At 71.2% G+C, this 14,734-nt stretch carries 15 protein-coding genes; 8 read left to right on the top strand and 7 right to left on the bottom strand.

Annotation, left to right across the window (positions count from 1 at the left end; translation table 11 throughout):
• Window positions 1-33: 33 nt before the first annotated feature.
• From ACWDZ4_RS25550 to ACWDZ4_RS25540, 3 genes are all read right to left on the bottom strand, one after another.
• Window positions 34-210, bottom strand: coding sequence for a CsbD family protein (locus ACWDZ4_RS25550; protein WP_451510719.1), 177 nt, complete (start codon window positions 208-210; stop codon window positions 34-36).
• A 123-nt stretch (window positions 211-333) separates the two neighbouring features.
• Window positions 334-510: a hypothetical protein gene (locus ACWDZ4_RS25545; RefSeq protein ID WP_451510718.1), complete on the bottom strand. Its 177-nt coding sequence runs from the start codon at window positions 508-510 to the stop codon at window positions 334-336.
• 43 nt (window positions 511-553) lie between these two features.
• Window positions 554-925 carry a VOC family protein gene (locus ACWDZ4_RS25540; protein ID WP_451510717.1) on the bottom strand — a complete coding sequence of 124 codons (372 nt, stop codon included), beginning with the start codon at window positions 923-925 and terminating at the stop codon, window positions 554-556.
• A 96-nt stretch (window positions 926-1,021) separates the two neighbouring features.
• Here ACWDZ4_RS25540 and ACWDZ4_RS25535 point away from each other — a divergent pair, with 96 nt between their 5' ends.
• The 6 genes from ACWDZ4_RS25535 (at window position 1,022) to ACWDZ4_RS25510 (ending at window position 5,984) form a co-directional block, all read left to right on the top strand.
• On the top strand, window positions 1,022-1,600 hold the full coding sequence (locus ACWDZ4_RS25535; RefSeq protein ID WP_451510716.1) for a 2Fe-2S iron-sulfur cluster-binding protein: 579 nt from the start codon (window positions 1,022-1,024) through the stop codon (window positions 1,598-1,600).
• The gene (locus ACWDZ4_RS25530) at window positions 1,597-2,604 is read left to right on the top strand and encodes an FAD binding domain-containing protein (RefSeq protein ID WP_451510715.1); all 1,008 of its coding nucleotides are present in this window, start codon (window positions 1,597-1,599) and stop codon (window positions 2,602-2,604) included. The genes ACWDZ4_RS25535 and ACWDZ4_RS25530 overlap by 4 nt, the downstream gene beginning before the upstream one ends.
• On the top strand, window positions 2,601-4,706 hold the full coding sequence (locus tag ACWDZ4_RS25525; RefSeq protein ID WP_451510714.1) for a xanthine dehydrogenase family protein molybdopterin-binding subunit: 2,106 nt from the start codon (window positions 2,601-2,603) through the stop codon (window positions 4,704-4,706). Before ACWDZ4_RS25530 ends, ACWDZ4_RS25525 begins: the two co-directional genes overlap by 4 nt.
• Window positions 4,707-4,911: 205 nt before the next feature.
• On the top strand, window positions 4,912-5,208 hold the full coding sequence (locus tag ACWDZ4_RS25520; protein WP_451510713.1) for a hypothetical protein: 297 nt from the start codon (window positions 4,912-4,914) through the stop codon (window positions 5,206-5,208).
• A gap of 244 nt (window positions 5,209-5,452) precedes the next feature.
• Entirely contained in the window at window positions 5,453-5,734 is a 282-nt protein-coding gene (locus ACWDZ4_RS25515) for a hypothetical protein (protein ID WP_451510712.1), read from the top strand.
• Window positions 5,735-5,807: 73 nt separating this feature from the next.
• Entirely contained in the window at window positions 5,808-5,984 is a 177-nt protein-coding gene (locus tag ACWDZ4_RS25510; protein WP_451510711.1) for a hypothetical protein, read from the top strand.
• Between the two features lie 75 nt (window positions 5,985-6,059).
• On the opposite strand, the gene ACWDZ4_RS25505 is transcribed toward ACWDZ4_RS25510, so the two are convergent.
• From ACWDZ4_RS25505 to ACWDZ4_RS25490, 4 genes are read right to left on the bottom strand one after another with little or no spacing between them, the layout of a single operon-like run.
• The gene (locus tag ACWDZ4_RS25505) at window positions 6,060-7,433 is read right to left on the bottom strand and encodes a GH1 family beta-glucosidase (protein WP_451510710.1); all 1,374 of its coding nucleotides are present in this window, start codon (window positions 7,431-7,433) and stop codon (window positions 6,060-6,062) included.
• Between the two features lie 20 nt (window positions 7,434-7,453).
• Window positions 7,454-8,344: a carbohydrate ABC transporter permease gene (locus tag ACWDZ4_RS25500; RefSeq protein WP_451510709.1), complete on the bottom strand. Its 891-nt coding sequence runs from the start codon at window positions 8,342-8,344 to the stop codon at window positions 7,454-7,456.
• Window positions 8,337-9,356 carry a carbohydrate ABC transporter permease gene (locus ACWDZ4_RS25495; protein WP_451510708.1) on the bottom strand — a complete coding sequence of 340 codons (1,020 nt, stop codon included), beginning with the start codon at window positions 9,354-9,356 and terminating at the stop codon, window positions 8,337-8,339. The genes ACWDZ4_RS25500 and ACWDZ4_RS25495 overlap by 8 nt, the downstream gene beginning before the upstream one ends.
• Window positions 9,357-9,364: 8 nt before the next feature.
• Complete coding sequence (locus tag ACWDZ4_RS25490; RefSeq protein WP_451510707.1) at window positions 9,365-10,675, bottom strand: ABC transporter substrate-binding protein; 1,311 nt, start codon at window positions 10,673-10,675, stop codon at window positions 9,365-9,367.
• A 151-nt stretch (window positions 10,676-10,826) separates the two neighbouring features.
• Between ACWDZ4_RS25490 and ACWDZ4_RS25485 the strand changes: the two genes are divergently transcribed.
• The gene (locus ACWDZ4_RS25485) at window positions 10,827-12,173 is read left to right on the top strand and encodes an ROK family protein (RefSeq protein WP_451510706.1); all 1,347 of its coding nucleotides are present in this window, start codon (window positions 10,827-10,829) and stop codon (window positions 12,171-12,173) included.
• A gap of 102 nt (window positions 12,174-12,275) precedes the next feature.
• Window positions 12,276-14,480 (top strand): discoidin domain-containing protein, encoded by a 2,205-nt coding sequence (locus ACWDZ4_RS25480; protein WP_451510705.1) that lies wholly within the window; start codon window positions 12,276-12,278, stop codon window positions 14,478-14,480.
• The last annotated feature ends 254 nt before the right edge of the window (window positions 14,481-14,734 follow it).

Raw genomic sequence — 14,734 nt, 5'->3', positions numbered from 1 at the left:
GCCGAGACCGCGCGGCCCGTTTCCGGCACCGGATTACTTCTGGGTGGACCTCTTGACCCGGTCTCCGGTCCTCTCGACCGTTTCCTGGGCCTTGCCCCTCAGCTGTTCGCCGCGGCCTTCCGCCTCCATGTGCTGGTCGTCGGAGGCCTTGCCGACGGTTGCCTTCATCTTGCCCTTGAGCTGCTTCGCCTTCGCCTTCGCCTTGCTCACGGCAGTGTTCCTTCCACAGGGGTCAGAGGTGACTGAACTGGCTCCCACCTTGCGCCGGTCCCTCCGTACCTGCAATCCGGGACGTCCAGGAATGTCCCGGTACACCCGCTCGTTCGCGCCCGTTCAGCCCGTCGGCTCGGCCGGGGCGGAATCCTGTCCGGCGTCGGGGGCGCCCTCTTCCTGCGCGCCCTCGCCGGCTTCCTCCGGCGGCCCCTCACCGTCCTGCGCCTGCTGATCGGGCAGATCTCTCGGCACGGGCGTACCGGTCTCTTCCTGGTCCTGCGCCTTCCGGTCACTCATGGGGTCCTCCTCACGTCGGGCGGCGTCGCGGCCACCGGATGCCTCACGCGCGGCAGAGGCAGAACGGGTGGCCCGCCGGATCGGCGTACACCCGGAATCCCCGCTTCCCGCCGTCGTCGTCCAGGTCGAGCGGGGTGGCACCGAGGGCGAGCACCTGTTCCTGCGCCGCCTCGATGTCCGGTACGTCGAAGTCGAAGTGCATCTGCTGCGAGTTGTCGTCCGCCCGCGGCCAGTTCGGCGGCCGGAAACCCGGCGCGCGCTGGAAGGCGATACGGTTCCCGCCGGGCACGTGCAGGACGCACCAGTCCTCGTCGTCCCGCTTCACCTCACCACCGAGCACCGCGGCGTAGAAGCCTGCCAGCGCCCCGGGATCGGGACAGTCCACGGCCACGAGAGAGTACTGCGCAATGGCCACACCGGCCTCCTTGCTCGGGTTCGCGTCCCACCCCGGTACCCGTCCTGGGCCGGCTGAACCGAACCGCGCAAACCGCCATCTTTTGATAGGAAGGGGATGAATAACACCCTCGGACCTGAGAGGCGCGACGGAGTGGAGCCCACCAGCCAGCAGGAGAACGCGCACAGCTCTGTCCTCACCCTTCACGTCAACGGGACCCCGCACACCCTGTCGCTCGACCACAGGACCACCGTCCTGGACGCCCTCCGCGAGCACCTGGACCTCACCGGGGCGAAGAAGGGGTGCGACCACGGCCAGTGCGGTGCGTGCACCGTGATCGTCGACGGCCGGCGCGCCAACAGCTGTCTGCTGCTCGCCGCCGCCCACAACGGCGCGCACCTCACCACCGTGGAAGGACTCGCCGACGGCGACCGGCTCCATCCGGTCCAGGAGGCGTTCGTCGCGCGGGACGCCCTGCAGTGCGGCTACTGCACCCCGGGCCAGATCTGTTCGGCCGTCGGGGTCCTGGCCGAAGCCGCCGAGGGACATCCCTCGTACGTCACTGCCCCCGGGCCCGCTCCGGACGGTCCCGCCGTCCTCACCCCGCACGAGATCCGGGAACGCATGAGCGGCAACATCTGCCGCTGCGGCGCCTACCCGAACATCGTGGACGCGATCGGGGAGGTGGCGCCGTGAAGCCGTTCGCGTACTTCCGCGCCGAGACCGCCGACGACGCGGTCGACGCCTTCGCCGCCCATCCGGAGGCGCAGTACCTCGGCGGCGGCACCAACCTCGTCGACCTGATGAAACTCGGGGTCGCGACCCCGGAACTCCTCATCGACGTCAGCCGTCTGCCGCTGGACGGGATCGACGAGACGCCCGACGGTTCCCTGCACATCGGCGCGACCGTACGCAACAGCGATCTGGCCGCCCACCCCACCGTGCGTACGCGCTACCCCGTCCTGTCGCAGGCCCTGCTCTCCGGTGCCTCGGGGCAGCTGCGCAACACCGCGACCACCGGCGGAAACCTGCTCCAGCGCACCCGCTGCCCGTACTTCCAGGACATCTCGACCCCCTGCAACAAGCGCGTCCCGGGCACCGGGTGCTCGGCCCGCGAAGGGCTCCACCGCGACCTCGCGGTCCTCGGCCACTCCGAGCACTGCATCGCCACGCACCCCTCGGACATGGCGGTCGCGCTGGCCGCCCTCGACGCCACCGTCCATCTGCGCGGCCCGCAGGGCGTACGCACCCTGGCCGTCGTCGACTTCCACCGCCTGCCGGGCGACCGCCCCGATCAGGACACCGTCATCCGTACGGGCGAACTGATCACCGGCGTGACCCTGCCGCCGGCCCTGCCCGGGTCCCGCTGCGGCTACCGCAAGGCCCGCGACCGCGCCTCCTTCGCCTTCGCCCTCGCCTCCGTCGCCGCCGTGCTGCGCGTCGAGGGCGGCGTCGTCCGCGACGCCGCCCTGGCCTTCGGCGGGCTCGCCCACCGGCCCTGGCGGGCCCGTGCGGCCGAAGAGGTGCTGCGGGGAGCGCCCGCCACCGAGGACACGTACGCCCGGGCGGCCGACGCCGAACTCGCCGCGGCCGAGCCGCTGCGCGACAACGGCTTCAAGGTGCCGCTCGCCCGCAACCTCACCATCAGCGTGCTGACCGAGCTTGCCTCCCGTACCCGAGGACGTGAGGACCCGTCATGACGCACCCACCGTCCCCCCTGGGCACCCCCGCCGTCCGCCGGGAGGCCCGGGACAAGGTCACCGGCGCCGCCCGCTACGCGGCCGAGCACACCCCGCCGGGCTGCGCCCACGCCTGGCCGGTGCCCGCCACCGTCGCCCGCGGCCGGGTCACCGCCGTGCACGCCGACGCGGTGCTGGCCCTGCCCGGGGTGCTCGCCGTCCTCACCCACGAGAACGCGCCCCGCCTCGGAGAACCGGACGACCCCACCCTGGCGCTCCTGCAGAGCGCCCGCGTCCCGCACCGCGGCTGGTACGTCGCCCTGGTGGTCGCCGACACCCCGGAGAACGCCAGGGCCGCCGCCGACGCGCTGCGGATCGAGTACGCGCGCGAGGAGCACGACGTACGGCTGACCGCGGACCACCCGGGCCTCTACACGCCGGAGCAGGCGAACGGCGGTCACCCGGCCGTCCGGGAACGCGGCGACTTCGACACGGCGTTCGCCGCCGCGGCGGTGCGGACCGACGCCACCTACACCCTGACCGCGCTGCACAACCACCCCATGGAACCGCACGCGGCCACCGCCCGGTGGGACGACGGGCACCTGACCGTGTACGACTCGGCCCAGGGCTCCAGAGCGGTGCAGGACGCTCTGGCCCGGGTCTTCGGACTGGAGAAGACCGACGTCACGGTCGTTTCCGAGCACGTGGGCGGCGGGTTCGGCTCCAAGGGCACCCCCCGCCCCCAGCCGGTGCTGGCCGCCATGGCCGCGCTCCACACCGGGCGCCCCGTCAAGCTGGCGCTCCCCCGCCGCCAGCTCGCCGCGGTCGTCGGCCACCGCGCGCCGACCGTGCAGCGCGTCCGGCTGGGCGCCGGCGCCGACGGCGTGATCACCGCGCTCGCCCACGAAGTGGTCACGCACACCTCCACGGTCAACGAGTTCGTGGAGCAGGCGGCCGTTCCGGCCCGCACCATGTACACCTCGCCCCACAGCCGCACCAGCCACCGGGTCGCCGAGCTGGACGTGCCGACCCCCTCGTGGATGCGCGCTCCGGGTGAGGCGTCCGGGATGTACGCCCTGGAGTCGGCGATGGACGAGCTCGCCGTCGCCGCCGGGGTGGACCCGGTGGAGCTGCGGCTGCGCAACGAGCCGGACACCGAACCCGACAGCGGCAGACCCTTCAGCAGCCGGCACCTGGCCGAGTGCCTGCGGGAGGGGGCCCGGCGCTTCGGCTGGGAGCGGCGCGATCCGCGTCCGGGCGTCCGCCGCGAAGGGGACCTGCTGCTGGGCACCGGGGTGGCCGCGAGCACCTACCCGGTCATGGTCAGTCCGTCCTCCGCCACCGCGCACGCCGCCCCCGACGGCACGTATCTGATCCGGGTCAACGCCACGGACATCGGCACCGGGGCCCGCACCGTGCTCGCGCAGATCGCCGCCGATGTGCTGGCCGCGCCCCTGGAGTCGGTGCGCGTCGACATCGGCAGCAGCGATCTGCCGGCGGCGCCGCTCGCGGGAGGCTCGTCGGGCACGGCGTCGTGGGGCTGGGCCGTGCACAAGGCATGCACGGCTCTGGCCGAGCGCCTCGGCGATCACTCCGGCGGCCTGCCGGCCGAGGGCGTGATCACCGCCGCGGACACCGAGGAGGAAGTGGGGAAGGAATCGCCGTACGCGCGGCACGCGTTCGGCGCCCACTTCGCCGAGGTGCAGGCCGACACCGTGACGGGGGAGATCCGCGTACGCCGCCTCCTCGGCGTCTACGCCGCCGGCCGCATCCTCAACCCCCTTACCGCGCGCTCCCAGTTCATCGGCGGCATGACCATGGGTCTGGGCATGGCGCTGACGGAGGGAAGCACCATGGACGCCGCCTTCGGGGAGTACACGGAGAAGGACCTGGCCTCGTACCACGTGCCCGCCTGCGCGGACGTGCCGGCGATCGAGGCGCACTGGATCGACGAGGACGATCCGCACCTCAACCCGGTGGGCGGCAAGGGCATCGGTGAGATCGGTGTGGTCGGCACGGCGGCGGCCCTCGCCAACGCCGTCCACCACGCCACGGGGGCGCGGCTGCGGGAGCTGCCCCTGACGCCGGACAAGGTGCTGCCGCATCTGAATCCGATGAGGTGAGGCGAGCGCCGGCCGGCGGCGCGGCCGGCGCGTCGCTCGGCGGGGTCGGCGGGGTCGGCGGGACGTCCCCGCCCTCCTGATCCACGCGGGCTTCGGCCCCCGGTCCCTTCCGGCCGAGCCGGGCAACGCGCACGGCGCCATCCACGGCGGCGCCCTGCTGGACAGCCTGAGGACGCTCGGCCGCGCATCCGGGGAGATCGAGGCGGTGGCCATCACGCACCTGCGCATCGACCACCTCGGGTGGGCGTGGCACCCCGCCCCGGGCAGCGACCGGCCCGCGTTCACCGGCGGCGGCTGTCTGCCGGCCGAGCCCGAGTGGTCGCAGCGCCACCTCGCGGAAGCGCACGGTACGAGCAAGGAGATCCTCGCGGCCCTGGAGCCCCAGGTGCGCACCGTGGCCGGCGGGGAGGAGACATCTCCCGGCGTACGGGTGCTGCTCACCCCCGGCCACACCGCCGGGCACACGTCGTACGTCATCACCGGGGGGGCGGCCGGCGCCTGATCGCCTTCGGCGACGCCCCGCACTCGCCGGTCCGGATCGCCCACCCGCAATGGTGGGCCGCTCCCGACCACGACACGCGGCAGTCGACCGCCTTCCGCCGCCGTCTCGTCGCCGAGCTGACGGAGCCCGGCATCCCAGGCTTCGGCGGTCACTTCGCCGACGTGGTGTTCGCAGAGGTACGCCGCCAAGGCGCGGACGGGCCCGCCGCCCGGCACCCCGTCTCGGCGTGAGCGGCCGGGAGGGCATGACCGCGGCTACGGTCCTCACGCCTGTGGCCTCCGCGAAGACGCCCGCGCGAGCATCCGCCGGGCACGCCGGGTCCACCGGGCACGGGCCGGGCATCCTCGCGGTCGCGCTCACCGCGACCGTGACGGTGATGCCCGGCTTCACCGTCGGAGCGCTCGCCCCGTCGATCGAGGTGGACCTCCACGTCTCCCGCAGCAGCCTCGGCCTCGCGAGCACCGTGCTCGTCGCCGCCGGGGCGCCGCGCCCGCCGCGGCGCCGGCAAGGAATGACCGGCGTGTGACAGGGAATAGGGCTGACAACGGCGCAGCCACCGGGATGACGCGTGGTTCGCCGTCCACTGGTGGGAGAAGAACATGCTGGCATTCGCGGCGGCGGTGGTGTTCGTCATCGCCTTCATCATTCACGCGACCGAGGCGTCGACAGCCGCGGTCTTCGGTCCGACGAGCCTCATGCTCCTCGGACTCGCCCTCCTCGCCCTGCATGTGGCCGGTGTGGGCTCCGGGTGGTCCGGCCGGGGTGCTCGGCGCTGACAGGGAGGGAGTCGGTTCACGACCGCCCGGAGCGGGGCCCCGGCCCCGCCCCGGGCGGTTCCCGGTCCCGGTCCGTCAGGCCGCGCGGGCGCCGCGCGCGCGGTGCTCGCGGATGATGCCGGCGTAGTGGTGACCGCTGCCCTTGATGGTGCGGCGCTGGGTCTTGTAGTCGACGTGGACGAGGCCGAAGCGCTTGTCGTAGCCGTACGCCCACTCGAAGTTGTCCAGCAGCGACCAGGCGTAGTAGCCGGCCAGCGGCGCGCCCCGCCGCGCGGCGCGGGCGCAGGCGGCCAGGTGTTCCTGGAGGTACTGGGCGCGCTCGCGGTCGTCGACCGTGCCGTCGGCGAGGACCGCGTCGGGGTAGGCGGAGCCGTTCTCCGTGACGTAGAGCTTGCGTGCACCGTAGTCGTCGGTGAGACGCATCAGCAGGGTCTCGATGCCGCTCGCGTCGATCTCCCAGTCCATGCCCGTGCGCGGTACGCCGGGACGGCGGATCTGGCGTGCGAAAGGGTACGGACCGTGCGGGTCGTCGGTCACCACGGCCGGGAAGTAGTAGTTCAGGCCCAGCCAGTCCAGCGGCTGCGCGATGGTGGCGAGGTCGCCGGCGCGCTCGGGGAGGTCCACGCCGTACACCTCGGTCATGTCGGCGGGGAAGCCCCGGCCGTGGACCGGGTCGAGCCACCAGCGGTTGGTGTGGCCGTCCATGCGGCGGGCGGCGGCGAGGTCGGCCTCGGACCGCGAGGCGGGTTCGACGGTGGAGAGGTTGTTGACGATGCCGATCTCGGCGCCGGGCGCGGCGGCGCGTACCGCCTGGGTGGCGAGGCCGTGGCCCAGCAGCAGGTGGTACGAGGCACGGACGGCGGCGGTGATGTCGGTGGCTCCCGGAGCCATCCTGCCTTCGAGGTGGCCGATCCAGGCCGAGCAGAGCGGCTCGTTGAGGGTGGCCCACAGCTTCACGCGGTCGCCGAGGGCGCCCGCGACCACGGAGGCGTACGCGGCGAAGTGCTCGGCGGTCCGGCGGTCGGGCCAGCCGCCGCGGTCCTGGAGGGCCTGCGGCAGGTCCCAGTGGTAGAGCGTGACGTTCGGGGTGATGCCCGCTTCCAGCAGGGCGTCGACGAGCCGGGAGTAGAAGTCGAGGCCCTCCTGGTTGACCGCCCCGTCGCCGCCGGGCACGATCCGCGGCCAGGCGACCGAGAGCCGGTAGGAGTCGACGCCCAGCTCCTTCATGAGCGCGATGTCCTCGCGCCAGCGGTGGTAGTGGTCGCAGGCGACGTCACCGTGGTCGTTGTTGTCGATCCTGCCCGGGGTGTGCGAGAAGGTGTCCCAGATCGACGGGGCGCGGCCTCCCTCCGCCACGGCTCCCTCGATCTGGTACGCCGAGGTGGCCACCCCCCACGCGAAGTCCCCGGGGAGGGCGGCGCGGGCCGCGGGGTCGTTGAGCTGGGTCACGGGAGTCCTTTCGGGGCGGGTCACTTGACGGCTCCGGCGGTGAGCCCGGAGACCAGGTAGCGCTGGAGGAAGAGGAAGCCGGCGACGACGGGGGCGCTGACGACGAGGGAGGCCGCCATGACCTGGTTCCAGTAGACGTCGTTCTGGGTGGCGTAGCCCTGGAGGCCGATGGAGAGGGTGCGGGTCGTCTCGTTGGTCATGACGGAGGCGAACAGCACCTCGCTCCAGGCGGTCATGAAGGAGTAGACCGCCACGGCGACGATGCCCGGGACGGCCGCGGGCACGATCACCCGGAACAGCGCGCCCAGGGGGCCGCAGCCGTCTACCATCGCGGCCTCGTCGAGGTCGCGGGGGACCGAGTCCAGGTAGCCGATCAGCATCCAGATGGAGAACGGCAGGGAGAAGGTGAGGTAGGTGAGGACGAGGCCGCCGCGCGAGCCGAAGAGGGCGATCCCGGTGGCGTTGCCGATGTTGACGTAGATGAGGAACAGGGGCAGCAGGAAGAGGATGCCGGGAAGCATCTGCGTCGACAGCACCGTGACGGTGAACAGCCGCTTGCCGCGGAAGCGGTAGCGGCTGACGGCGTACGCCGCGAAGATCGCGATGATCACCGAGCAGACGGTCGCCGCACTGGCCACGATCAGCGAGTTCACGAAGTAGTCCGCCAGCGGGACGGTGGACCAGATGTCGATGTACGGGCGGACGGTGAGCTCGCTGGGCAGCCAGCGGAACTCGCCCGAGACGTCCTGGAGCGGCTTCAGCGAGCTGCTGACCATGACGTAGACGGGCACCGCCACGAAGGCGGTCAGCACGGTGAGGAAGATCCTGCGGGTCCACAGGAAGGACCGCGGGGGCGCGGTCGGTGAGCGGCGGGGCGCCGCCGCGGGGGCCCCCGTCGTCGCGCTAGACATCGGCCGGCTTCCTTCCGCGCGAGGTGACCAGGAGGTAGACGCCGGTCACCGCCAGCAGGAACAGCAGCAGCAGGGCGGACATGGCCGATCCGGTGCCGAAGTTCCAGGTGACGAACGACGACTGGTAGATGTGGAGGGAGATGAGGTTGGCGGCTTCGGGGGCCGACTTGCCGAACAGCACGAACGGCGTGTTGAAGTCGTTGAACGTCCACAGGAACAGGACGAGCACGAGGACCTGGTTGACCGGCCGGAGCGAGGGCAGCGTGATCTTGCGGATCTGCTGCCAGACGCCCGCGCCGTCCAGGGCGGCGGCCTCGTACAGCTCCCTGGGGATGTTCTGCAGGCCGGCCATGATGATCAGGAAGGCGAACGGCCAGCCCTTCCAGACGGAGACGACGAGCAGCGCGACGAAGCTGTTGTCGCCGATCAGCCAGAAGGAGGAGCCGTCGGTGAGGCCGAGCTGGTCGTGCAGGACGTGGTTCACCAGACCGTTGTCCCGCTGGAACATGAACGCCCAGGTGATGACGGCGGCGTAGGCCGGCAGCGCGTACGGCACCAGGAAGAGGGTGCGCAGCAGGCCGCGGCCGCGGAAGGTGTCCTGGAGGAAGATCGCGGCGGCGGTGCCGATCAGCCAGCACAGGCCGACGGAGAGCACGGTGAACGCGCAGGTCACCAGGAACGAGTCGAGCAGGGCCTCGCCCACGGGTGCGTCGAAGTCGACGGTCGCGGAGAAGTTGGCGAGCCCGTTCCACGGCGCGACGGACCAGTCCCGGATGGTGAACTGGGTGAGTTCCTTGAAGCTCATCATGATGCCCATGACCATGGGCAGCAGGTGGACGAGGAGCTCCACGAGCACGGCGGGCAGGAGGAGCAGGTAGGGCAGGCCGACGCGGCGGAGCCGCCCGGGGAGGCGCGGCCGGCGCGGCCGTCCCTTCCCGGTGGCGGGCCGCTCGGTCGAGCGGCCCGTCGGCGCCTGTGCCTGCCGGTGAGCGGCGGTGGCGGCGGGTGTCACAGTGGGACCTACTTCGGCATCTGCTGCTGGGCCTTGGACAGGGCGGCCTCGACGGACTCGGTGGTCACCGGACGCCCGTTGGCGGCGTCGGCGAAGAGGCCCTTGACGGCCGTACCGACCGCGGTCTCGAACTGGGACTCGTTGGCGACCTGCGGCAGCGGGGCGGCGCTCCTGGTGAGCGTCTCGCGCAGCACGGTGCCGTCGGGGGTGTCGAAGGTGCCGTCCTGCTGGGCGGACTTGACCGACGGAATGGACCCGTACGTCCCGTTGAGGATCTTCTGCTCCTCGTGGCTGGTCATGAACTTCACGAACTCCGTGGCGCCGTCGAGGTTCTTGGTGTTCTTGAAGACGGCGATGTTGATGCCGGAGACCATGGAGTTGACCTGGCGGCCCTGGCCCGGGGTGCCGGACTGGACGGGCGCCGGGGCGACGCCCCAGTCCTCGTTCTTCATGCCGTGGGCCTTGAACGTGCTGGCGGCGGACTGCCACAGCACCATGGCCGTCTTGCCCCTGGCGAAGTCCTGGAGGGACTGGTTCTGGGCGTACTCGGCGTTGCCCGGAGCGATGATCTTGTTCTTGCCCATGAGGTCGACGTACTGCTTCACGGCCGCGACGTTGGCGTCCGAGGTGAAGTCCGGCTTGCCGGAGGCGTCGAAGAAGTTCCCGCCGTGCTGCTGGCTGAGCGCGAAGACCTGGTGGATGTTGTTGGACAGGTTCGAGCCCTCGGCGCCGAGCGCCCACTTGCCGTCCTTGGACAGCTTCTTGCCCGTCGCGACCATCTCGTCCCAGGTGGCCGGCGGCTTCTCGACACCGGCGTCCTCGAACATCTTCTTGTTGTAGTAGAGGGCGTACGACATCGAGTACAGCGGTACGGCCGCCGGGTCCTGGCCCTCGGCGCCCGCCGAGGCGACCGCGGCCTCGGTGAAGCGGTCCCGTCCGCCGATCCTGTCGAAGGCGGCCTCGTCCCACGGCATCAGCGCGCCGGTGGACTGGAGGGAGGCGGTCCAGGTGTTGCCGATGTTCAGCACGTCCGGGCCCTGGCCCGAGGTGGTGGCGGCCAGGATGCGGTCGAGCAGGCTGGCCCAGGGGACCACCTCCAGCTTGACCTTGATGCCGGTCTCCTTCTCGAACTTCTCCAGCTCGGGAGTGAGGATCTTCTTGTCGGCCTCGATGTTGGCGCCCTGGTTCGTCGCCCAGTAGGTCAGCGTCCTGGGCGAGGAGTTGCCGCCCGTCCCGCTCTCCCCGCCACCGCACCCGGTGGCGACGGTCGCGAGGGAGGTGACGACGGCTATGGCTGCCGCGGCTCGGATTCTGCGCATGGCGGAGTCGGCCCTTCGAAGGTGTGGGTGCCTGGGTCGCGTTCAGTCCCTGAACAACCTCATGACTTAATTTAGAACGTGAGTTAAGACCCAAGAGAGGGTCGCGTCAAGAGATGAAGCGACGGTATGTTGCACGGAGGGAAGGAGCCATATGGCCATGCGGAGCAGACGAACCGTCCGTGACCTGCGGCGAAGTAGCCGCAAAGCGGTATTGCAACGACTGTATTTCGACGGCCCGATGAGCCGTCAGGCTCTCGGCGGCGCCACGTCACTCAGTTCAGGTTCCATCAGCACCATCGTCGCGGAGCTCGTCGGCGAGGGGCTCGTCGAGGAGGCGGGCACGGTCGACTCCGACGGCGGCCGCCCGCGCACCCTTCTGCGGGTGGCCCCCTCCGGCGCCTGCCTGATAGGGGTCGATGTGGGCGAAACACGGGTGCGCGTCGAGCTGTTCGACCTCGTGCTGAGCGAACTGGCGCGGTGGGAGCGGCCGTTGCGGCGCAACGGCTATGACGTCACATCGGTCGTCCGGCACATCAGCGAAGGCGTGAGGGAGGTGATGAGCGAGGCGGGCATCACGGCCGACCTGCTGCTCGGCGTCGGTGTCGGCATCCCCGGCATCGTCGACCACGGCCCCGACGACGCCGACGCCGACGCCGTGGTGCACGGCCAGACCATCGGCTGGGACGCGGTGCCGCTGGAATCCCTGCTGCGCGACTGCGCCGTTCTGCCGCCCGGTACGCGCTTCTTCATCGAGAACGGCGCCAAGACCCTCGGCCAGGCCGAGATGTGGTTCGGCGGCGGCCGCGGCGTACGGGACGCGGCGATCGTGCTGTTCGGCTCCGGTGTCGGTGCGTGCCTCGTCACCGACGGCGCCGTCTTCGGCGGAGCGCGCGGCAGCGCCGCCGAGTGGGGCCACACCACCTTGCAGGTACGCGGCCGGCGGTGCCGCTGCGGGGCGCTCGGCTGCCTGGAGGCGTACGCCGGCGCCGAAGCGCTGATCGAGCGCTGGCAGGAGGCGGGCGCGACGCTGCCCGCCGACACCGACGAGGAGACGGCGGTCACCGCCATGCTCGCCGCCGCCTACCCCGAGGAGGGCCCGGCCGACCCCGTGGCCCTGGGTGTGCTGGCCGAGACGGCGGAGTACCTGGGCGCCGGGATCTCCGATCTGATCAACCTCTACGGCCCCGAGCGCGTACTCCTGTGCGGCTGGGCGGGGCTCCAGCTGGCGCCGTACATCCTGGACGACGTACGCCGTCACGCGAAGGCGTACGCACTGCGGCATCCGGCCGGGCGGGTCACCATCGGCCTGGGGCAACTCGGGCCCGACGCCGTCACCGTCGGTGCGGCGACCCTGCCCCTCGCCGACTTCTTCTCGCGCGGCGGCCGCCTTCACGAGCAGGCGGCGGAAGGGGACGCCCCCGTCGAGCAGGCGGGGTGGCGAGCCACGATGGAGACGCGCAGGCTGACCGCCGCACCGAAGGAGGCGGTACAGAAATAGCCAGTGCACACCTCTTGACCACAGCAGCGTGAGCGGGCAAGCATCTCCTGCTTGGAGAGCGCTCTCCAAGTTGCCTCCCCCTCCGACCTAGGAGCACAGCTCATGCACCCTGTCCCCGCCTACGCGGCCCCGCCGCCCCTCAGATCCCCTGTTTCCGCACGTCAGGGCGTCGCCGGTGCCGTGGTCACCGCGCTCGTCGCCACCCTCCTGCTGTTCGTCCCCCAGACCACCGCCCAGGCCGCGCCCGCACTGCTCTCGCAGGGCAAGCCGGTGACGGCTTCGAGCCAGGAGCACTACGGCACTCCGGCGACCGCGGCGGTCGACGGCGACAACGGCACCCGCTGGTCGAGCGCCGCCGCCGACCCTCAGTGGATCCAGGTCGACCTGGGCGCCCCGGCGAGCGTGAGCCAGGTCGTCCTGCGCTGGGAGGGCGCGTACGCGAAGGCGTACCGCATCGAGTTCTCCACCGACGCCAAGACCTGGTCGACGGCGCACTCGACCACCACGGGCCCCGGTGGCACCGAGACGCTGAGCGTCTCCGGCACCGCGCGCTACGTCCGCATGTACGGCACGGCCCGCGCCACCGGCTACGGCTACTCGCTCTGGGAGTTCCAGGTGTACGGCACCACCGGTGACGGCGGGGGCGGCCCGCAGCTCCCCGGCGGCGGTGACCTCGGTCCCAACGTGCACGTCTTCGACCCGTCGACGCCCGACATCCAGGGCAAGCTGGACGAGGTGTTCAAGAAGCAGGAGTCGGCGCAGTTCGGCACCGACCGCCACGCCTTCCTGTTCAAGCCCGGCACGTACAACAACATCAACGCGCAGATCGGCTTCTACACCTCGATCGCGGGTCTGGGCCTGTCGCCCGACGACACGACGTTCAACGGCGACGTGACGGTGGACGCCGGCTGGTTCAACGGCAACGCGACGCAGAACTTCTGGCGCTCGGCCGAGAACCTGGCACTGAACCCGGCCAGCGGCACCAACCGCTGGGCGGTCTCCCAGGCTGCCTCCTTCCGCCGTATGCACGTCAAGGGCGGACTGAATCTCGCACCGAACGGGTACGGCTGGGCCAGTGGCGGCTATATCGCCGACACCAAGGTCGACGGCCAGATCGGCAACTACTCGCAGCAGCAGTGGTACACCCGGGACAGCTCGATCGGCGGCTGGTCCAACTCCGTGTGGAACCAGACCTTCTCCGGTGTGGAGGGCGCCCCGGCGAACAGCTTCCCCGAGCCCCGCTACACCACCCTGAACACCACCCCGATCTCCCGCGAGAAGCCCTTCCTCTACCTCGACGGCAGCGAGTACAAGGTGTTCGTCCCGGCCAAGCGCACCAACGCGCGCGGCACCACCTGGGCGAACGGCACCCCACAGGGCAGTTCGCTGCCGCTGAGCAAGTTCTACGTCGTCAAGCCGGGCGCCACCGCCGCCACCATCAACGCCGCCCTCGCCCAGGGCCTGCACCTGCTCTTCACGCCGGGCATCTACCACGTCGACCAGACCGTCAACGTGAACCGGGCGGACACGGTCGTGCTGGGCCTCGGGCTCGCCACGATCATTCCCGACAACGGCGTGACCGCGATGAAGGTCGCCGACGTCGACGGCGTGAAGCTCGCCGGGTTCCTCATCGACGCCGGCCCCGTCAACTCCCCGACACTGCTGGAGATCGGCCCGCAGGGCGCGTCCGCCGACCACTCCGCCAACCCCACGACCGTCCAGGACGTCTACATCCGGATCGGTGGGGCCGGCCCCGGCAAGGCCACCACCAGCATGGTCGTCAACAGCGACGACGCGATCATCGACCACACCTGGGTCTGGCGCGCCGACCACGGCGACGGCGTGGGCTGGGAGACCAACCGGGCCGACTACGGCGTCCGCGTCAACGGTGACGACGTGCTGGCCACCGGACTCTTCGTCGAGCACTTCAACAAGTACGACGTGGAGTGGTACGGCGAGCGGGGGAAGACCATCTTCTACCAGAACGAGAAGGCGTACGACGCCCCCAACCAGGCCGCCATCCAGAACGGCACCACCAAGGGCTACGCCGCCTACCGGGTGGACGACTCGGTGAACACCCACGAGGCATGGGGCCTGGGCAGCTACTGCAACTACAACGTCGATCCGACGATCGTCCAGGACCACGGCTTCAAGGCACCGGTCAAGCCGGGCGTGAAGTTCCACAGCCTGCTGGTGGTCTCGCTCGGCGGCATGGGGCACTACAACCACGTGATCAACAACACCGGAGCGTCCACCGCCCCCTCCGGCAGCTCGACCGTCCCCTCCACGGTGGTCTCCTTCCCCTGACCGGCGGCCGCTTGCGGCTCCTCACGGCCACTTGCGGACCCTGACGGACCGGCCCGCGTGACGGCCGGCCCGCCCCACCCACCCGTCCGGGGCCCGGCTCTCCCTCGTGGAGGCCGGGCCCCGGGCGGGCCTCACGCATGCGCCACGTAGCACAACGCGGGCGCTCAGTAAGGAATGTATCGCGAACGTTGACAGGAACACGTCCGCGCGACACGCTCGGAGAGCGCTCTCCGAGAGAGTTCTCCCGGTACTGG

This window comes from Streptomyces sp. NPDC003016 (genome assembly GCF_053591455.1).
This window is presented reverse-complemented; position numbering and strand designations above follow the sequence as displayed.